Source organism: Pantoea sp. KPR_PJ (assembly GCF_041386365.1).
Lineage (GTDB): Bacteria > Pseudomonadota > Gammaproteobacteria > Enterobacterales > Enterobacteriaceae > Pantoea.
In genome coordinates, this window is record NZ_JABMIK010000003.1 from 125877 (window position 1) to 145347 (window position 19471).

The window sequence follows — 19471 nt, forward strand, 5'->3', positions numbered from 1 at the left end:
AAAAATGAGTCCAACACCAAAGTTCAGCATTATTATTCCTGCGTGGAATGCGCAGAAAACACTGAGAAGAACCTTAATCAGCGTTCTGCAGCAAACCTGTGACGACTATGAAGTGATTGTTGTGAATGACGGCAGTACTGACGGCACAGCCGCGCTGCTGGATGAGTTTAGCTATCAGGAAAATATTCGCGTAATCCATCAGCAAAACGCGGGCGTCAGCGCCGCGCGCAACCATGCGTTATCGCAGGCCGAAGGGGAGTATATTATCTTTCTGGATGCGGACGACTGGGTAGACGATCACTTTCTTGCCAGCTTCCAGCACTCACTGGAGAGCCACTGCGATAAACCGGTTGACTTAATCGTGGGCAATCTGGTTGACGAGCGCATTGGTCGTATCAGCCAGTATGGGTACTTTGCCGCGCAGGAGATGCCCGGTCTGCTCGGCGAACTGGAAATAAGCGATAACATCGGCTATCTGCACAACAAATGCTACAGCCGACGCGTGATGGAAGCGAACGACCTGCATTTTCTCGAAGGGATTTCCATGAGCGAGGATTTGCTGTTCAACCTTAAATATTTCTATAACGTCAGTAGCTGCCTGGTGATTAACAGTGCCGCGTATCATTATGAAAACGTGATGGATTCACTGTCAAAAAAGCGCGTTCAGTACAACGAGCTAAAAGAGAGGAAACAGTTTCTGACAGGGCTCTATGACACCTTCATGAGTAAATATACGCCGCGCGATCTCGACTACTTTCTGAAAGGGGTGTCGAAACGTGTGCTGACGCTGGATATGCAGATCGTGACCTCAATGTATCACGCGTCATTTAGCCCTAATGAAATTTCACGCGAAATCAGCGAAATTAAACGCGGCAAATATTCAAAAGATATTCTTACCCTGCTAAACCGCAATGAAAAGCTCAAATACATTATCATGAATTTCAACAGCTTTGCGGCTTATTACTGCCTTTACGCCCTTTATAAGGCGCGTGCTTTTTAACGGATGTGCTTTATCCGCTACACACGACCGGGTTTCAGGTTTCTGGGAATGACATTGTTGAACACATTGGGCGGCCAGCAGTGGCCGCCCGTTGCTTATCGGGTTACTGCGCCGGGCTCAGCGCGCCGGTTTTAAATACGCTCATGGCCTGTGCCATGCGCTCCGCCTGATCCTGCAACGCCTGGGAGGCCGCCGACGCCTCCTGCACCAGCGCGGCATTCTGCTGCGTTACTGCTTCCATCTGCGTAATCGCCATATTAATCTCACTGATGCCGGTGCTCTGTTCGCTGCTGGCAATGGTGATTTCACTCATGATGCCGGCGACGCTCTTCACGCTGTTTACCACCTCACCAATCGTCGAACCCGCATGGGAAACCAGGCGGCTGCCTTCATCCACTTTTGCGACGGAATCTTCAATCAGCGACTTAATCTCTTTGGCGGCTGACGCCGAGCGCTGTGCCAGATTGCGCACCTCGCTGGCAACCACCGCAAAGCCGCGACCCTGTTCGCCTGCGCGCGCAGCTTCAACGGCAGCGTTAAGCGACAGAATGTTGGTCTGGAAAGCGATAGAGTCGATCACGCTGATAATATCGACAATCTTTTTCGACGAAAGCGCAATCGCCTCCATCTTCTCAATTACCTGTTCCATGACCTCGCCACCTTCACGCGCCACAGCGGAGGTGTTCGCCACCAGTTGATTCGCTTCGCGCGCATTGTCGGCGTTATGTTTTACGGTAGAGGTCATCTGCTCCATCGCCGACGCGGTCTCTTCCAGTGAGCTGGCCTGTTGTTCCGTGCGGGTGGAGAGATCGAGGTTGCCGCTGGAGATCTGGTTTGAGGCAACGGCAATGGTATCAGAGCCGGTACGCACTTCGGTGACGATGCTGAGTAAATTGTCATTCATCTGCTGGAGCGCGCGCATCAGCACGCCCGTTTCATCACGGCTGTCGACGGTAATTTTAGAGCTGAGATCGCCTGCCGCGACGCGTTCGGCCACACCAACGGCTTCAGTCAGAGGACGGACAATAGAGCGGGTGAGGTAAACCCCCAGCAGTACCGAGGCGATAATGGCCAGCGCAGCGCAGACCAGCGTAATCATAATAGCGGTGCTGGCCGCATTGACGATGGCCTGACCTTCACCGCGCAGCTGTGAATCCTGTGAGTTGGCGAACTTCTCGGCCCCCTCTAAAAAGGCGGTCTGGGTGGGGGTCATGGTTTTCAGGGCGTAGACGCCGGCGTTCTCAAAGTCGCCCGCTTTAATCAGCGCAATCAGCGCGCTTTTGGCCGTTTCAAAGTTTTTTCCCGCTTCAATCAGACCCTGAATTTTCTTTTTACCTACTGCCGTCACCTGGATGTCGGCAATGCGGTGCATCGCGTTGTTAGTGCGCTGGGTTGCTTCCTCAAGCTGACCGTAGCGCTTTTCATTGCGGTCTGGATGAGCGGTATCGATGACCAGACCACGCAGATATTTAATCTGATCGTTAACGCCATCGCGCACGTCAAAGGCGAGGCGCACTTTGACATAACGATCGTCGACAATGGCAGAAATGCCGCTGTTAATGCTCTGAATCTTACTGACGGTGGTAACGCCAATTATCACCATCAGTGCCACGACAATACCGAAGGCGATAGCCAGTCGGGCTCCGACCTTCATATTTTTTAAACTCCACATCTCTGTTTTCTCCGCGATTACATAGAACGTTCACTTCAATAGTTAAGTTTTTAACGCTTGCCTGTGACTGGCTTGTGCCAAACCCTCAAGGCGATATGTAACGGCTAAAATGAGAGCTGACGCACAGGTTATCGGATGTTTATGTTTTGACTTTAATTTTTTCCGGCCTTTAGTCAGTGAACTGAGGAGCACCATGAAAAAGAGAACAGGAAACATTAGTCGCCAGCACCTGTACCCGCGGCGGTGCAGCGCCCTCAGGCCACGGATTAAGTAGTTAAATCAGCGTGTGTAAACCGCAGGCAGGTGAACGCGATGTACGATAAGAGAATCGGGCGTGAGCGGGCGAAGAAGAAAAAAAAGAGAGGAACACGCGACGGGGGTCGCGTGTTAAACCGCGATCAGCGCGCTTTTTCCAGCACGCTGTGAATGACGGAAGAGAGTTCGTTAATTTCGAATTTTGCTACGTAGCCATCTGCGCCGACCTTCCGAACGTGATCTTCGTTGGCGCTGCCGGAAAGCGAGGAGTGGATCACCACCGGAATACGCTTCAGCGCCTCATCGCGCTTGATGTTACGCGTCAGGGTAAAACCATCCATTTCTGGCATTTCAAGATCGGTCAGCACCAGCGCAATCTTGTCGTGGATCGATTCGCCCGCCGCCTGCGCGGCGTCGCTCATCTCTTTAATTTTTAGCCAGGCCTCGAGCCCGGTATTGTGTATCAGCGCGGGAATACCCATGCTCTTCAGACCTTGCTCCAGCAGCTGGCGTGCGACGCGGGAGTCTTCCGCGACAATCGCTACCGCGCCGGGTTTAATGTTAAAGCTGTGCACCGTCTCTGGTGTGGGTTCAACGCCGCGAACCGAGGGGATCACGTCATACAGGATCTGTTCGACGTCGAGCACCATGGCAAGGCTGTTGCTGCCCTTGTCGTCATCAATGCAGGCGATGCTGGTGATATTCTGACCGCCAATGCCTTTTTCAGCGGTGTGCACCTGGCTCCAGTCAAGACGCACAATGTTATCCACAGACTCTACCGCAAAGGCCTGGGTGTTACGGGCATATTCGGTGACCAGTAGCAGGTTAAGGCCAGTTTCCGGCGTACAGCCTGCCACCGCTGGCAGATCGATCACCGGGATAAACTGACCGCGAATGTTGGTCATGCCGAGCAGTGGGGAGCGCATACCCGCTGCGCGGGTAATGGGCTGCATCGGAACAATTTCCCGCAGTTTGAAAACGTTAATGCCAAACAGTTCTGATTTGCCTTTAACCTGGTCAGTGCCCAGGCGGAACAGCAGCAGCTCAAAACGGTTCGATAACGCCAGATTTGCTCTTTCATCTATCTCTTTTTGAAAATTATCCATCGTTGACTCTGCCTTGAAGCCGCCAGGGGCACGGTAAAAAAGTGGGTTATGGGATATATATCGGCATGAGGCACTAAAAGGTGAGAGGCAGAGTGCAAAATAGATCAGCCCAGGCGGACAGCGATTCTTGTGCCAGGATTAACGGGTAACAACGGAAAAATTTATTAAAGGAGCGCACCATGAAAAAAGTCATGACGTTTACGCTGTTAGCCTTATTGAGCTTACCAGCGCTGGCAGAAAAGGGCGGCTTTGAAGCGGGCGAAGCGCCGCCGCCGCAGAAAAATCAGGATGCGGGCTATAAAGGGTCAGAAGATACCGGCCAGACGCACATCGACCAGATCCGCGATTTTCGTCAGAACGGTTACGTTACGCTTGAAGGCTATATTCTGAAAAAACTCCAGGGCGATAACTATCAGTTCCGCGACCGCACCGGTACCATCACCATCATCGCACCCGAGAAAACCTTCGGCGGCAAAACCTACCAGGCAAACGATCAGGTGCGCGTGAGCGGCCATGTGCATGGCAAAGGCGACAAAACAGTTCTGCAGGTGACGCGGATTGACGAGCCATAAGGAGAGGGCGGGCAGGGCACTGGCCTCGCCCGCCATGCATTAATCCTTCAGCAGAATGGCCCGCACGCTTTTGCCCTTCATTTTTCCCTGTTTCAGCTTCACCAGCGCCGCCCTGGCCTCACTGGCGACAATCGCGACGTAGGCGTGGGTCGGCGTCATATCAATTTTGCCAATCTGGTCGGCGCGGAAGCCGGCGTCACCGGTCAGTGCACCGAGAATATCGCCCGGGCGAATCTTCGCTTTACGTCCGCCGTCGATGCAGAGGGTCATCATGGCGGCCGGTAAAGGCTGGCGCGCCCCTTTTTTCAACGTGCCAGCAGGCTGCCAGTTAAGCGGCTGCTGCAGGAAATCTTCCAGCGCATGGGCGCGCGCCATCTCTTCTGCGGCAACAAAACTCACCGCGCTGCCCTGTTCACCGGCGCGCCCGGTGCGGCCAATGCGATGTACATGCACTTCCGGATCCCACGCCAGCTGGTAGTTCACCACCATGGCCAGCGCCTTAATATCCAGGCCGCGTGCTGCCACGTCAGTCGCTACCAGCACGCGTGTGCTGCCGTTGGCGAAGCGGATCAGCACGCGCTCGCGGTCGCGCTGTTCAAGATCGCCATGCAGCGCTACCGCGCTGATCTCGTACTGATTAAGCGCGGCGGCAATGTCATCGCATTCGCGTTTGGTATTACAGAACACCACGCAGGAAGCGGGCTGGCGTTGCGCCAGCAGCGCCTGAAGCAGCGACAGCTTTTCGCTCTGGCTGGCTTCGAAAAAGGTTTGTTCAATGGCGGGCAGTTCGCTGACCTCTTCGGTCGCAACGTGCAGCGCATCGCGCTGAAAGCGGGCACTGAGGGTCGCAATGCTCTCCGGCCATGTCGCAGAGAAGAGCAGCGTCTGGCGATCGGGAGGCGTAAGGGCAGCGACGGCTTCCATATCTTCGCGGAAGCCCATCTCCAGCATACGGTCAGCCTCATCCAGCACCAGCGTTGTCAACTGATCGAGCTTAAGCGTCTCGCGCTGCAGGTGATCGAGAATACGACCGGGCGTGCCCACGACAATATGTGGCGCATGGACCAGCGAGTCGCGCTGCGCGCTGATCGGCTGGCCACCGCACAGCGTAAGGATCTTAATATTGCGGGTGAAACGCGCCAGCTGACGCAGCACATTGCTGACCTGATCCGCCAGCTCGCGCGTCGGGCAGAGTACCAGCGCCTGGGTAGCAAAACGCGCGCCGTCAATATGTTGTAACAGGCCAATACCAAAGGCTGCCGTTTTGCCGCTGCCCGTTTTCGCCTGCGCCCGCACATCGCGTCGCGCCAGAATAGCCGGTAGCGTGGCGGCCTGAACGGGCGTCATGTCGGTATAACCCATTTCGCGCAGGTTGGCGATTTGGCTGTCGGGAAGGGCGTTAAGAGTAGTGAATGCGGTCACGGCGGCCTCGGCGGCTAAAAGGTGGTCAAAAAATTGCGCGGCAAGTCTGGCAGAATGCGCGGCGCGCGGCAACCAGCTTGAAAAGGTAATTGCTGTAAAAGCATCAGCCGGACGGTCATTAGGAATAAACTGAAGTTGAATGAGAATGGGTGTTATCTTCTAATGTTTCAACACCGTGATGAACTTTTTGTGCATTTTCTTTACTTTTATAAGGCCGGTGTTAACTTTATAAATGCAGAATTTTTCAGGTTAATCTCTTTTTGTATCAGACAATTCCTTTTTTTAAACTCCAGAAAAAGAATTAATCATTAAAAAAACTCACCCTTCCAGCCGATAAAATAATCAGCCTAATTGCTTTATATTTAGCGCGCCACACTTCTATTAAAACGACAGTTAGAGGGTTTTTCATTGAGTAATATTGCCCAGGGATCACATGATGATGTGCTAAAAATCGTTGGACGTGCAGTACTTACGCTGCATGTACACGGTGAAAGCTTATCAGCTGACAAGGTTGTCTCAATGATCGGTTGCTATGCCGAAAATGCGGAACAGAACCAGCAGCCGCTGTTTGCACTGGCGATGGAGATGATGGCCGCAGAAACGCTGGCGCAGAGTGCCTGAAAGCCAGCCCCCTGATTTAACCAAGCCTCCGCATGGAGGCTTTTTTTATTGCTGCTGACGCTGGAAGAGGATGCAGCCCCTTTTTTGGTCAGACCAATCCAGCTGGCATTTTTAGCTCCTGTCACAGAAACGGAAAATCCCCCTCATAAATATTGTCTGAAATTAACAAAGGGTTAACTATTTCACACCTGACTTGTGCGTTATGCGCGTTTGGTCCGACCAACAGCGCGCATTTTGCTGTGAGATACCACCATGACCGATTCTGCACCGCCTGTTACTGAGCACCTGGTGCTGCGGCTGAGACGCTACATCCAGCAGCAGAAACTGGAGCCGGGCATGAAGCTGCCCGCCGAGCGTCAACTCGCCGCCGAGTTCGGCGTGTCGCGATCGTCACTGCGCGAAGCGCTGCAACAGCTGGTGAGCAGCGGTATGCTGTTCAGTCGGCGCGGTGGCGGCACCTGGCTTTGTCAACCGCCCGAACCCTGGTCTGAGCAGCGCATCGTCGCACCGATTCGCGAGCTGTTGCAGGACGATCCCGACTACCGTTACGACATTCTTGAAGCACGCCACGCCATAGAAGCGAGCACTGCCTGGTATGCCGCTCAGCGTGCTACCGAGGCGGACAAAGAGCGACTGCGGCTGGCGTTTGACGCAACGCTGAAGCTGAAAGAGAGTGACAATCCCGATCTCGCGGCGCAGGCCGATGTGCGCTTTCATCTGGCTATTGCTGAGGCGTCGCATAACGTCGTGCTGTTACAGACGATGCGCGGTTTTTTTGAGCTGCTGCACTCCTCGGTGCGGCAAAGTCGCCAGCGCATGTACAGCCAGCCGCCAATCTTTACGCAACTTACTCAACAGCATCAGCGGCTGCTGGATGCCCTTCTCGGCGGAGAGGCTGAAGAGGCGCGGCGCGCCGTTATGGATCACCTCAGCTTTGTTCATACCACCCTGAAAAGCCTGCATGAAGACGAAGCGCGCCAGGCGCGCAGCACGCGTCTGCCGGGCAGTAACGCTCTTTAACCACAAGGAAAAGTCTATGATTATCTCCGCCGCCAGTGACTATCGCGCCGCTGCTCAGCGTATTCTGCCGCCGTTTCTCTTCCACTATATTGACGGCGGCGCCTACAGCGAGCGCACGCTACAGCGCAACGTTGAGGATCTTGCTGACGTGGCGCTGCGCCAGCGCGTGCTAAAGAATATGTCTGAGCTGAACCTGGAAACGCGTCTGTTTAACGAAACGCTGTCAATGCCGGTGGCGCTGGCACCGGTCGGGCTTTGTGGCATGTATGCGCGCCGTGGTGAAGTGCAGGCGGCGCGCGCGGCGGCGCTGAAGGGAATTCCTTTCACGCTCTCAACGGTCTCTGTCTGCCCGATTGAAGAGGTCGCGCCCGCGATTAACCGACCCATGTGGTTCCAGCTTTACGTACTGCGTGACCGCGGCTTTATGCGCAATGCGCTGGAGCGCGCCAAAGCCGCAGGCTGCTCCACGCTGGTTTTTACCGTCGATATGCCTACGCCCGGCGCACGCTATCGTGATGCCCACTCCGGTATGAGTGGCCAGCACGCTGCGCTGCGCCGCTACTGGCAGGCAGCTACGCACCCTCAGTGGGCCTGGGATGTGGGATTACACGGCCGTCCACACGATCTGGGCAATATCTCAACCTATCTTGGCAAACCGACCGGGCTGGAAGATTACATTGGCTGGCTGGCGAAGAATTTTGATCCGTCTATCTCGTGGCGCGATCTGGAATGGATCCGTGAGTTCTGGGAGGGGCCGATGGTGATCAAAGGGATCCTTGATCCTGAGGATGCGCGCGATGCGGTGCGTTTCGGCGCTGACGGCATCGTGGTATCAAACCACGGTGGCCGTCAGCTGGATGGCGTGCTCTCCACGGCGCGCGCGCTGCCGGCGATTGCTGATGCGGTTAAAGGCGATATTACGCTGCTTGCCGATAGCGGGGTACGCAACGGGCTGGACGTCGTCCGCATGATTGCGCTGGGTGCAGATAGCGTGCTGCTGGGACGCGCCTATCTTTATGCGCTGGCCACGCACGGCCAGCGCGGTGTGGAAAATTTACTGACGCTGATTGAAAAAGAGATGCGCGTGGCCATGACGCTGACCGGCGCTAACCGCATCGGTGATATCACCCGCAGCGCACTGGTCGAGACCGGCACACTGCTCAGTTGCGCAGCAGAAACACCGCGTCCCCGTGCTGTTAGCTGAGCCTTGTCTATACTTACTCACTGTTCATCAACTGGAGGAATGATATGACTATCCACAAGAAGGGCTCAGCGCATTGGGAAGGCGATATCAAAGGGAAAGGCACCGTCAGCACGGAAAGCGGCGTGCTGAGCCAGTCTCCCTACGGCTTCAATACCCGTTTTGAAGGCGAGAAAGGGACTAACCCGGAAGAGCTGATCGGCGCAGCACATGCTGCCTGTTTCTCCATGGCGCTGTCGCTCATGCTGGGCAATGCAGGACACAAACCAGAAAGCATCGATACCACCGCTGACGTCTCGCTCGATAAAAAGGGTGAAGGGTTTGCCATCACCAAAGTGGCGCTGACCAGCACCATCAGCCTGCCGGGTATCGAAGAGGCAGCCTTTGATGAAATCATTCAGAAAGCAAAAGCGGGCTGCCCGGTCTCTCAGCTGTTAAACGCTGAGATTACGCTCGACTATACCCTGAATAATTGATCCAGCTGGTCGCCCTGACAGGGCGGCCACGCTATGCTGGCTAAAGGGTTCTGACGAACCGCAATGGATGCGCCCTGAGGCGCATCTTTTCTTTCTGCGGAAGGAGGCTAAGCGTGGCAAACTTTCTGTCAGCGAAAAAACACTGGAAAATGGTGCTGGTGCTGCTCTGTATTTGTGGCGCGTTAATGCTGATTCGATGGGCGGCGATGATATGGGCATAAAAGCGTGGATTTGCCGTCATAAGCTGGGCCTGCTGGTGATGATCGTGCTGGTCCTGGAGCTGGCTCACTTTCTGCTGACGTCATCATGGCTGCCCTGGGTCGCCCACTGAGCAGCATCACACATATTCCCGCGCCTGTTCGCGGCGCTTAGCGCGCACGTCGCTTCGGGCAATACGGTATGCTTTGCCGGGATCGCCTGCCACAAACTCAAAGGTCGGCGAATAGTAAAACGGCAGCCAGCCGCCGAAACCGCTCTCCCATTCCCAGCGCACCGGGCAGGGCCAGAGAATGCCATCATATAAAATGTAATAAACCCAGCGTCCTGTTGGACGACGGGGGCGTACTGTTTTCATGGGGATCACAACGATAAGTTCAAAGCAGCTTATATTTTGAACGCTGATGGCGCAGGCTGCAATGTGAAATCTGCTTATTTTTTATCCTTACCTAACGCTGGCACGGATTAGCGGTGCACTTCACCGCACAGCAAGACCACATTAGGCCGAACTTTATGAATACGATCGGCCATGGTTTCACAGGCTGCTTTATCCGGATAGATGCGCTCCGACACCGGCAGGGCATCGCAGGCATCGTGGCCGCAGGCGCTCACTAACAACACAAATCCAATCAACATACTCGACTCCTTTTACACCGTCTCGTTGGTACGGACTGTGATGCATTTGATCCTTTTTTACGATCCAGTATAGACAAACGTGTCGGCAGGACGCTATCAGCCTGAACAATCAGGAAAAAAACCAGGCAGGCAGCAGGGCAATAAGATTATTGAGCGTATGCAGAAAGATGGGCAGTGCCAGGCTATTGCTACGCAGGCGGGCATAGCAAAGCAGCAGCGAGAACAGCGTCAGCGCGACCAGCGTTTCCCAGTGTACATACTGCGTATGCATTGCGGCAAACAGCAGTGACGTCAACAGCATACAGGCAAAGCGGCTGCGCGGTGCCCACAGCAGAAAACCCTGTAGTAAAAAGCCGCGGAACAAAACCTCTTCGAACACCGGTGCCAGCAGCACGGCAGTCAGCAGCAGGATCAGCATTGAATTGCGTCCCTGCTGCGCCTGCTCAACCAGCCAGCCCTCCGGCTGCAAAAACTGCGTCTGCGCCGCCATCAGCCCAAACAGCGCCAGGATAAACAGCAGCGTCTGACGAATACGCAACTCACCCAGGGGGAGATCGTTGCGGCGCTGGCAGTAAAAGCGATAAAGCGGATAGATCACGGCAAATTCAAACAGGCAGAGCACCGGCACCAGTAACCCGTCATTGCGCAACACGCTGTAATTGGGAAACAGCGTAATCAGCATCGTCACGAGGTAATAGACCACAAAGCTGCCGACGTAGAACAGCGTCAACGTCACTCTGTCGGGATTGGTGTTCATAGGCGACCCAGCCATTGAAGGAAAGCGCATAGTAGCAATGCGCCCGATCCCTGTCGAGGGAGGCACGCGCACAAACTTCCGGCAGGAAATTCTGCCCTCAGGCTAAAACCATGCCGCCGCGCGCCGATAACGACTTAAGCCTGTTCGTAAAAGCTGCGCCAGCAGAAGATCGTGCGTCAGCCCAACGAATGTTACCGCTTTGTTGTGAGCGCCCCTGATGACTTTTGTTCCACCGGAATTGCCGTCGCGCCTGTTGGCGCTGACGGCTGAAGATCGCACGCTGCGTAACACGCGTCGTAGCCTGCGCATTTTGACGCTGCTGCTCACCGGCGTGCTGATGCTCTCTGTCGTCATGGTGATCATCATTGCTCAGCGGCAGAATCATGACGCGACCGATCGCGATCGTCAGCTGCTACGCCAGATGTGGCAGTCGCGCCAGGAAACCATGCTGACCGATGTGCGCGACTATGCCTTCTGGGGTGAAGCCTGGCGCAACCTGCACGCCTCGGTGAATAAAACCTGGGCGTGGGATGAGGCGAACTTTGGGCCGGATCTCTATAACCAGTATCACTACGAAGGTGTTTTCATTATCGACGGCCAGGGGCGTACGCGCTACGCCATGCTGAATGGCAAACTCGCGGAAGTATCGCTGGAGGCGTGGCTGGGTCAGCCAGCCGCTGCGCTGCTGCATGACGCGCGCAAACTGAACCACAGGGCGCTGGCGCGTAACGTGGTGGTCAGTCAGCAGCCCGGTATTCTGGTGGCTGCGCCGGTTACCATGGGAAAAGTGCCACATCTGCCTGAGGTCGCTGGTGCGCCGTCGGTGATGGTTTTCGTTAACCTGTTTACGCCAGAGAAACTGCAGACGCTGGGGAAAATGCTTGACGTCCGGGCACTTCGCGACGCAACTGACCGCCAGGACGCGGCTTTGCAGCCGGGGCTGAGGCAGGAGACGGGGGATGGCACGCCTGTGGTGCTGCGCTGGCAGCCGAAAATGCCCGGTACACGCCTGCTGTTACAGCTGCTGCCGATTCTGGCGGCACTGGCGCTGATCACGGGCTGGATTGCGTGCCGCGTCAGCCGTCACGCGCTCAACAATGCCGCACTCTCCGATCGCCGTTTCGCCATGCTGGCCCTCAGCCAGCAGGAGCTCGCCAGCAGCGAAGCGCGCTTTCGCGATCTGGCCGAAGCTGCATCGGACTGGATCTGGGAAACAGATGAGCAGGGGCATCTCATCTATCTCTCCTCCCGCTTTCAGCGAGTAACCGGCCATCTTATTGGGGACTGGACCGGACAGCACATCGATCGTCTGTTAACCCATCCCAGCCATTCCCTGGTGGCCTGGCTGATGCGGCAGGAGGAAAACAGCGCCTCTTCGCCGCTGCGCTGTCAGTTTATGAGCGCACAGGGAGAACGCCGCATTGGCTATCTGGTGGCAAAAACGGTCTGGCATAAGGGCCGCCGCGTCGGTTTTCGCGGCACGGTCTCTGATATAACCCAGAGCATGGAGGCGGAAGCGCGCATTGAGTTCCTGTCGCACCATGACCCACTGACCGGACTCTCAAACCGCGCCCAGCTGCGGGCCTTTCTTACGCAACATCTTGAACCGGCCCATGAGGCTATCCCGCTGACAATTGTCAGTCTCGACATCGATCAGTTTAAACCGCTGAATGACACCTGGGGTCATGCGGTGGGCGACCTGGTGCTGAACCAGATAGCGCAGCGTCTGCAACGCGAGGTGGGTGCAGATGAGCTGGCGGCGCGGCTGGGCGGCAATGAATTTGTACTGGTGCTACAAGAGGGGGAGGCTGACGCCATCGCGCATCGCTGCACAAGGCTGCTGCATGAGGTGCAGCAGCCCGTTTATACCGGCCAGCACGCCCATTATCTGACTGCCAGCATCGGTATTGCTCGCGCGCCGCAGGATGCCAGCCAGCCGGAGGCGCTGCTGCGACTGTCCGATATTGCCCTCAATGAAGCACGTGCCGCAGGGCGCAACCGCTGGGTCTGGTACGCCAGTAATATGGCCAGCCAGCACGACCACAAACGCGAAATGGCGCAGCGCATTGAACAGGCACTGCATAATGATGAGTTTATCCTGCACTATCAGCCGCGTTACCAGTTGCAAAACGGCCGTCTGGCGGGCGCGGAAGCGCTGATCCGCTGGCAACCCGCCTCGGGGCCGCCAGTGGCACCCGATCGCTTTATTCCGCTTGCAGAGGAAAATGGACTGATCGTTGCCATCAGTGACTGGGTGCTGGCGCGTGCCTGCGGAGATGCCAGCGCATGGGGCGCAGAGCGATATGTTTCGGTCAACATTTCTCCGGTGGAATTTCGCACCACCGACCTGGTACAGCGGGTCGCACGTGCGCTGGAGCACAGCGGGCTGCCCGCCACGCGGCTAGAACTGGAGATTACGGAGAACGTCACCTTTGAACATCCTCAACAGGCGCTGGAGGTTATGCAGGGGCTGCGTGCACTTGGCGTGCGGCTGACGGTGGATGATTTTGGTACCGGTTATGCCGCGCTGGGCTATCTGAAAACGTTCCCGTTCAATGGGCTCAAGATCGACCGCTCGTGGATGAAGGATTTCCCGGAGTCGCAGCAGGCGGAATCGGTGGTGGCAGGCATTATCGCGCTGGCGCATGCATTTGCGCTGACGATTACGGCAGAAGGGATTGAGACAGAAGCGCAGCTCGACCAGTTAAAGCGGCTCTCGTGTGAAGAGGGGCAGGGCTACTTTTTAGGGCGGCCCATGCCGCTGGTGGCCTTTACTGCGCTTCTGGAAACAACATCTCAAACTACACAGATTCGGGCTTAACGGACTTTAACCGCCACGGCGGTCATCAGAACGGCAAAGCCCACAAAGATTGCCAGTTCCATACTTTTCTCCTCAGATTACTCCTAATAATTCTAGCGATCCCAGGCAGAAGCGTTGGACAGGAAGTGCGAATTATCTGAAAAATGTGAAGGCGGTCGACACCGCCCGGCTACAGCGTCGCCCTTTTCAGTGCGATGAGCTTAAGTCGGAAGCGAGGCTTTGCTACTCTTTGGCTCGTGTTCACCACGTCAATGAGGAGAAAACGTGAAAAATTACGGAAAAGCGCTGCTGGCGCTGGGTGTGCTGGTCCTGGCCGCCTGTCAGTCCTCCGGTAAAACAGAAACCGCTGCGGCGGGAGCTGACGCGGAAAACGATATCTGCGGCGCTTCGCAGTATCAGAGCTATGTGGGCAAGCCGCTCAGCGCCGTCAGCAGTCTGCGTTTCGACACGCCGGTGCGCGCCATTCCCTGGAACAGCGCGGTCACCATGGATTTCAATCTGCGTCGGATAAATTTTCTGGCGGACAAGAGTGACACCATCAGCAAAGTTTACTGCGGCTGACGCGTCATAAAAGAGGCGCAGCATTGTCATGCGGCTGTCATCGACAGCGACGAGAATAAGGCGTGGATAACAGAGATTTCCCCGTTACTCTCACTGTGCACTGCTCGTTTTATTTTCCCGCTTCGGCGGGAATTTTTTTGCCTTAATCCTGCGGACCCATTTCCATAAGCTGCGCCAGCAGCTGGCGGTAATTATGCAGGCGGCGCGCATCGCCTTCGACTTCGAGCCGCTGTATCACGCGCGCAATCACCGCCTTGTTAGTGGCGGGCTGACCTGCTTCCATCAGCTCGCGCAGGATAACTGCCAGCAGATCTGACTCCTGTGGGGCATGCCACGCAGGGCTGTTGAAGTAGTCCACAATCGCACGGCTGGCACTGTTTTGAGCTCTCATATTCACCTCTTCTAAGGCGACAGCATGCCTGTCACGACGTGCCGAAGCAGCGTGATGGCCAACATGGTTTGATATTGTGGACCTCGCCGCATCAGGCTCGGGCAGAGGCGTTAGCGTGGCCGGGACAGCACACCGACGTCAGTGAGAACTGGCGTTTTTTTAAACATAGAACTGACGCCAGCTCTTGTCAGTAACAGAATGAAATATTTTTTTATCCTCCTTTATCGCTGACTGAAGATTCGACGCGGTTGCGCTTAAAAAGCGGCAGATATTCACTGAAAACCGACGTTAACTCTCTATTTATCGCAGTGAAAAAGGCCGCTGTGCAGTAAAAAATGGTTTTTTTCATTTTGTGCCATTATTTGCCGCTCGCTGTTTTAAAGGCGTTGTTAGACTCACCTCTTCTTCCGCTATTGTCTGCTCGCTCATGCCACGCACAATCGAATCCTGGAAAATTAATCTTATCTCGGTCTGGTTCGGCTGCTTTTTTACCGGGCTGGCTATCAGCCAGATCATTCCCTTTTTGCCGCTTTATATTGAGCAACTGGGCATCTCTGGCGGCGATGCGCTCAGCATCTGGTCAGGACTAACGTTTAGCATCACCTTTATCGTCTCGGCCGCTGTCGCGCCGCTGTGGGGCAGTCTCGCCGACCGGAAAGGGCGCAAGTTGATGCTACTGCGCGCCGCCTTCGGTATGGGGGTGGTGATCCTGCTACAGGCGTTTGTTACGCAGGCGTGGCAGCTGCTGCTGCTGCGTGCGCTGATGGGCTTAACCTCTGGCTATATCCCCAATGCCATGGCGCTGGTGGCGGCACAGGTACCGCGTGAACGCAGCGGCTGGGCGCTGAGCTGCGTGTCAACCGGGCAGATTAGCGGCGTGATCCTCGGTCCGATGCTGGGCGGCTTGCTGGCTGACTGGGTGGGGCTGCGCATGGTTTTTATCGTGACCGCCGCGCTGCTGCTTGTCAGTTTTCTGGTGACGCTGTTTTTGATTAAAGAGACGGGCTACACGCCGGTTAGCAAAAAGGCGAAGCTAAGCGGCCGCGAGGTGTTTGCCTCGCTGGATAACCCGAAGCTGATGTTGTGCCTGTTTATCACCACCCTGGTGATTCAGATGTGTAACGGCTCGGTCAACCCCATCCTGACGCTGTTTGTGCGCGAGCTGGCACCGACAGCGGAGAATATCGCTTTCCTGAGCGGGGTGGTGGCCGCGCTACCGGGTGTTTCAGCGCTGATTGCCGCACCGCGGCTTGGACGCCTGGGCGACCGCATCGGTACTCAGCGCATCCTGTTGGCCACCATGGTCGTGTCGCTGCTGCTGCTGCTCGCCATGTCTTTTGTCACCAGCGTCACCCAGCTTGGCGTGCTGCGCTTTCTGCTCGGCTTTGCCGATGGCGCGATGATGCCGGCGGTGCAAACGCTGCTGGTGCGTCACTCCCGCGATAACATCACCGGCCGTATCTTCGGCTACAACCAGTCGTTTATGTATCTTGGCAACGTCGCCGGTCCACTGCTTGGCGCGGCGGTGTCGGCGCTGACCGGCTACCGCTGGGTCTTTTTTGCCACGGCGCTGGTGGTGCTGCTTAACGTGCTGCTGCTGGCGCGTTTTTATCGTCGTCCGCGCACGCTCCTGGCGTCGACGGAGAAAAAAGAAGCGCATAACGCCAGCGCTGCTGAGTCAACAGATACTCTGCGCTGACGCTCGGGCTCCACGAGTCGTCGCCCCCCACGCCCATATGTGCAGCGTCGAGATGTAGCCAGCATCCGGGCTCCGCGTGCAGCAGGTGGCGATGCGAGGTGTCACGCAGTTGCTCCAGGCTGTAGCGACTTAACGCAAAGCTGAAGTCACCGCTGACCTGCCAGTGGCCAGCCTCAAGCTGGCGCGTGCCGCCGCGCAGGCCGTTTTCACTGGGGAAGACATAGGGCGTATGCAGCGCTTCTGACGGCAGCTGCCAGCGCGAAAACTGCGCCGCCAGCTGGCGGTCAGGATAGTTTTCATGCGGGCCAAGTCCCAGCCAGCTTACCTGCTGAGGGGGGCTGGCAAGCTGGCAGCGCAGACCGATGCGTGCGGGTGCGGGCAATCCGGCAGCCTGTTCAACCTCAACTTCCACCTTCATCACACCCTGTGCATCAATGCGGTAACGCTTGTGGCTGATAAACGCCAGCTTCTCTCTGGCATACCAGCCGTGCAGCACGGTCAGCTCAACCGCCTCCGGCAGCGCCCCTGTCTCTGTCCGCTCAATGCGGCAGGTCAGGGTGTCATAACCGGCGGCCTTCCAGCGTTCTGACCAGGCATCAGGATCGATGCGCTCCGCCTCACTGGTGCCGATGTCGTTATCCAGCGGCGCGCGAATAAAACAGTCTTGCAGCGGTGACAGCAGCATCTCCTGCTCATCAATAATCCACTGCACCAGCTCGCCGCTATGGCGGGAAAAATGCCAGCGCTGACGGCGGTGCGCGACGGCAATCAGATCGTCGCCGACCGTCAACGTCGGTGGCTCGCCGCTTGCCGCCGTGGCGGGCAGGTGCAGCGCGGCGGGCAGCCGCCACTGATGCCAGGCGACAAGGCAGTCGGCTTCTGACCAGGCGGTCGCGTTGCGCTGATGTACGGCCACGTTCAGCCAGCATTCACCTGACAGATTGTTAACCGGTGTAAGGCGGATAAGCTGAGTGCCCTGCGGGGCAAGCTCCAGGGCAACGTCACCTTGCGCCACGACCTCACCCTGTTGCTCGATGCGCCAGCGCAGCACCTCATTATCACTGTGGCGAAACAGATAGTCGCTGCTGACGCTAAACTGCCAGGGATCGCGCGCGTCTGGCGAGAAGTGAAAGAACTGCTGCGCGCGCTGTGCTTCATAGAGCGCGGGATGAGGCGTGCGGTCAGAAAAGACCAGCCCGTTCATGCAAAACTGTCGGTCGTTGGGCGTGTCGCCAAAGTCGCCACCGTAAGCCTGCCAGGGATGACCTGCCGCGTCATAACGCGTCAGGCTCTGGTCAACCCAGTCCCAGACAAAGCCGCCCTGCAGGCGAGGAAACTGGCGAAATGCCGCCCAGTATTTGGCAAATCCCCCCAGGCTGTTGCCCATGGCATGTGCATATTCACACAGGATCAGCGGACGATTTTCACCAGGCAGGCTGAGCCACTTTTTCAACGACCATTTTGGTACGGCGGGAAAAGGCTGATCCTCATCGACGCGGGCATACATCGGGCAAACAATATCCGTCGCCAGACTGTTCGCGCCGCCCCCTTCATACTGAACCGGACGCGTTGAGTCTGCACTTTTCACCCAGCGGTAGAGCGCGTCATGGGTACTGCCGTGTCCCGATTCATTGCCCAGCGACCAGATAATGATGCTGCAATGGTTGCGGTCACGCTGCACCATACGCGTGACCCGTTCACTGAAGGCGGCAAACCAGCGTGGATCGTCCGCCAGGCGACTCATCGGCTGCATGCCGTGCGTTTCGATATTGGCCTCATCTACCACATACAGGCCGTACCGATCACACAGGCGATACCAGAGCGGATGGTTAGGGTAATGGGAACAGCGCACCGCGTTGAAATTATGCTGCTTCATCAGTTCAATATCACGACGCATGGTCGCTTCATCCACCACCTGGCCTTTTTCCGGATGATGCTCATGGCGGTTTACGCCACGTATCAGCAGCGGTTTACCGTTCAGGCAGAGCAGGCCATTCTCAATGGCGACGCGACGAAAGCCAATATCATATGCCTCCACCTCCAGCACCTCTCCCTGTGCATCAAGCAGCGCCAGGGTGACTCGATAGAGGGCAGGGACTTCGGCACTCCAGAGTTCCGGTGCCTCAACATGCAGGCACACCTCAGCGCGATCCGCATAATGGCCACGCTCATCAATAATGGCGCTGCCTGTCGACTGCTCTGTTACACCGGTTTTCGTTCCATCACGCCATAGCGTCAGCCGCAGTTTCAGGGCGGCATCTTGCGCCGTCACGCGCACTCGCGCCAGTAGCTGTGCGCTGCGGTACTCCGGACTAAGCAGCGTTTCAAGCTGGATATCGGCGAGGTGCACCGCAGGCTTATGCAGCAGCGAGACATCACGGAAGATACCGCTCATGCGCCACATATCCTGATCCTCAAGGTAGCTGCCGTCGCACCAGCGCAGCACCATCACCGCCAGGCGGTTCGTGCCGCTGACCAGTGCCGCGCTGAGGTCGAATTCAGCAGGCAGACGGCTGTCCTGCGAATAGCCTATCCACTGACCATTGCACCAGAGATAAAAAGCCGAGTTGACTCCATCAAAAATAATGCGTGTCTGACCTGACGCAAGCCAGCTCTGATCGGCTTCGAATGTGAGCGAGTAACATCCTGTCGGGTTGTCGCAGGGCACGTAAGGTGGATTAACCGGGACAGGATATTGCACGTTGGTATAAATGGGCGCGTCATAGCCATGCATTTGCCAGTTGGCAGGCACCGGAAGGGTATCAGCGTCGGGCAGATCCTGAAGCAGCCAGCTTTGGGGCACAACCTCAGGCCGGGTAAAATAGCTGAAAGTCCACTGACCGTTCAGGCTGCGCAGCGAGGGCGAAACGGTCTCGTCACGTGCCGCCGTTTCGCTACGCCAGCTGGCAAAGGGAGGATGAGCATCAAGGCGATTAAGGCTGGTGATGACCGGATTTTCCCAGTCGCGTCGGGCAAGAATAGTGCTCAGTGAAACCTCTGATGCTGGCATAGCGAAACCCTCTGAATGTATTGCGCTCACAATGG

18 protein-coding genes are annotated in these 19471 nt (G+C 56.5%); 10 read left to right on the forward strand and 8 right to left on the reverse strand.

Annotated elements, in window-relative coordinates; genetic code table 11:
- Window positions 1-4 precede the first annotated feature (4 nt).
- Window positions 5-1000, forward strand: coding sequence for a glycosyltransferase family 2 protein (locus HP564_RS09035; RefSeq protein WP_371242225.1), 996 nt, complete (start codon window positions 5-7; stop codon window positions 998-1000).
- Window positions 1001-1103: 103 nt separating this feature from the next.
- Here HP564_RS09035 and HP564_RS09040 read toward each other — a convergent pair whose 3' ends face one another.
- Together HP564_RS09040 and HP564_RS09045 are read right to left on the reverse strand one after the other, a co-directional pair.
- The gene (locus HP564_RS09040) at window positions 1104-2672 is read right to left on the reverse strand and encodes a methyl-accepting chemotaxis protein (protein ID WP_371242227.1); all 1569 of its coding nucleotides are present in this window, start codon (window positions 2670-2672) and stop codon (window positions 1104-1106) included.
- A gap of 398 nt (window positions 2673-3070) precedes the next feature.
- Window positions 3071-4033 (reverse strand): chemotaxis protein, encoded by a 963-nt coding sequence (locus HP564_RS09045; RefSeq protein ID WP_371242229.1) that lies wholly within the window; start codon window positions 4031-4033, stop codon window positions 3071-3073.
- A gap of 179 nt (window positions 4034-4212) precedes the next feature.
- Here HP564_RS09045 and HP564_RS09050 point away from each other — a divergent pair, with 179 nt between their 5' ends.
- A complete protein-coding gene (locus HP564_RS09050; RefSeq protein ID WP_371242231.1) occupies window positions 4213-4605 on the forward strand; it encodes a YgiW/YdeI family stress tolerance OB fold protein in 393 nt (130 codons plus the stop codon).
- Window positions 4606-4644: 39 nt separating this feature from the next.
- On the opposite strand, the gene dbpA is transcribed toward HP564_RS09050, so the two are convergent.
- Window positions 4645-6027, reverse strand: a complete 1383-nt coding sequence (dbpA, locus tag HP564_RS09055; protein ID WP_371242232.1) for an ATP-dependent RNA helicase DbpA — start codon at window positions 6025-6027, stop codon at window positions 4645-4647.
- Between the two features lie 408 nt (window positions 6028-6435).
- On the opposite strand from dbpA, the gene HP564_RS09060 reads away from it, so the two are divergent.
- The 5 genes from HP564_RS09060 to yniD all read left to right on the forward strand — a co-directional run bounded on the left by HP564_RS09060 (window position 6436) and on the right by yniD (window position 9566).
- The gene (locus tag HP564_RS09060; protein ID WP_371242234.1) at window positions 6436-6648 is read left to right on the forward strand and encodes a hypothetical protein; all 213 of its coding nucleotides are present in this window, start codon (window positions 6436-6438) and stop codon (window positions 6646-6648) included.
- A 252-nt stretch (window positions 6649-6900) separates the two neighbouring features.
- Window positions 6901-7668: a transcriptional regulator LldR gene (gene lldR, locus HP564_RS09065; RefSeq protein WP_371242236.1), complete on the forward strand. Its 768-nt coding sequence runs from the start codon at window positions 6901-6903 to the stop codon at window positions 7666-7668.
- A 16-nt stretch (window positions 7669-7684) separates the two neighbouring features.
- The gene (gene lldD / locus HP564_RS09070; protein WP_371242238.1) at window positions 7685-8872 is read left to right on the forward strand and encodes an FMN-dependent L-lactate dehydrogenase LldD; all 1188 of its coding nucleotides are present in this window, start codon (window positions 7685-7687) and stop codon (window positions 8870-8872) included.
- 44 nt (window positions 8873-8916) lie between these two features.
- Entirely contained in the window at window positions 8917-9345 is a 429-nt protein-coding gene (locus tag HP564_RS09075; RefSeq protein ID WP_371242240.1) for an OsmC family protein, read from the forward strand.
- Window positions 9346-9458: 113 nt separating this feature from the next.
- Window positions 9459-9566: a small membrane protein YniD gene (gene yniD / locus HP564_RS09080; protein WP_371242242.1), complete on the forward strand. Its 108-nt coding sequence runs from the start codon at window positions 9459-9461 to the stop codon at window positions 9564-9566.
- Window positions 9567-9682: 116 nt separating this feature from the next.
- Here yniD and HP564_RS09085 read toward each other — a convergent pair whose 3' ends face one another.
- From HP564_RS09085 to HP564_RS09095, 3 genes are all read right to left on the reverse strand, one after another.
- Window positions 9683-9919 (reverse strand): hypothetical protein, encoded by a 237-nt coding sequence (locus HP564_RS09085; protein ID WP_371242244.1) that lies wholly within the window; start codon window positions 9917-9919, stop codon window positions 9683-9685.
- 107 nt (window positions 9920-10026) lie between these two features.
- Entirely contained in the window at window positions 10027-10197 is a 171-nt protein-coding gene (locus HP564_RS09090) for a hypothetical protein (RefSeq protein ID WP_371242246.1), read from the reverse strand.
- Between the two features lie 109 nt (window positions 10198-10306).
- Window positions 10307-10954: a lysostaphin resistance A-like protein gene (locus tag HP564_RS09095; protein ID WP_371242250.1), complete on the reverse strand. Its 648-nt coding sequence runs from the start codon at window positions 10952-10954 to the stop codon at window positions 10307-10309.
- 217 nt (window positions 10955-11171) lie between these two features.
- Between HP564_RS09095 and HP564_RS09100 the strand changes: the two genes are divergently transcribed.
- Both HP564_RS09100 and HP564_RS09105 read left to right on the forward strand, forming a co-directional pair.
- Window positions 11172-13775: an EAL domain-containing protein gene (locus HP564_RS09100; protein WP_371242252.1), complete on the forward strand. Its 2604-nt coding sequence runs from the start codon at window positions 11172-11174 to the stop codon at window positions 13773-13775.
- Window positions 13776-14039: 264 nt separating this feature from the next.
- A complete protein-coding gene (locus HP564_RS09105; RefSeq protein ID WP_371242254.1) occupies window positions 14040-14336 on the forward strand; it encodes an I78 family peptidase inhibitor in 297 nt (98 codons plus the stop codon).
- A gap of 142 nt (window positions 14337-14478) precedes the next feature.
- On the opposite strand, the gene HP564_RS09110 is transcribed toward HP564_RS09105, so the two are convergent.
- The gene (locus HP564_RS09110; protein WP_371242256.1) at window positions 14479-14727 is read right to left on the reverse strand and encodes a biofilm development regulator YmgB/AriR family protein; all 249 of its coding nucleotides are present in this window, start codon (window positions 14725-14727) and stop codon (window positions 14479-14481) included.
- A gap of 427 nt (window positions 14728-15154) precedes the next feature.
- Between HP564_RS09110 and HP564_RS09115 the strand changes: the two genes are divergently transcribed.
- Window positions 15155-16426: a multidrug efflux MFS transporter gene (locus HP564_RS09115; RefSeq protein WP_371242258.1), complete on the forward strand. Its 1272-nt coding sequence runs from the start codon at window positions 15155-15157 to the stop codon at window positions 16424-16426.
- On the opposite strand, the gene HP564_RS09120 is transcribed toward HP564_RS09115, so the two are convergent.
- Window positions 16311-19436, reverse strand: a complete 3126-nt coding sequence (locus tag HP564_RS09120) for a beta-galactosidase (RefSeq protein WP_371242260.1) — start codon at window positions 19434-19436, stop codon at window positions 16311-16313. The genes HP564_RS09115 and HP564_RS09120 overlap by 116 nt on opposite strands.
- Window positions 19437-19471: the final 35 nt, after the last annotated feature.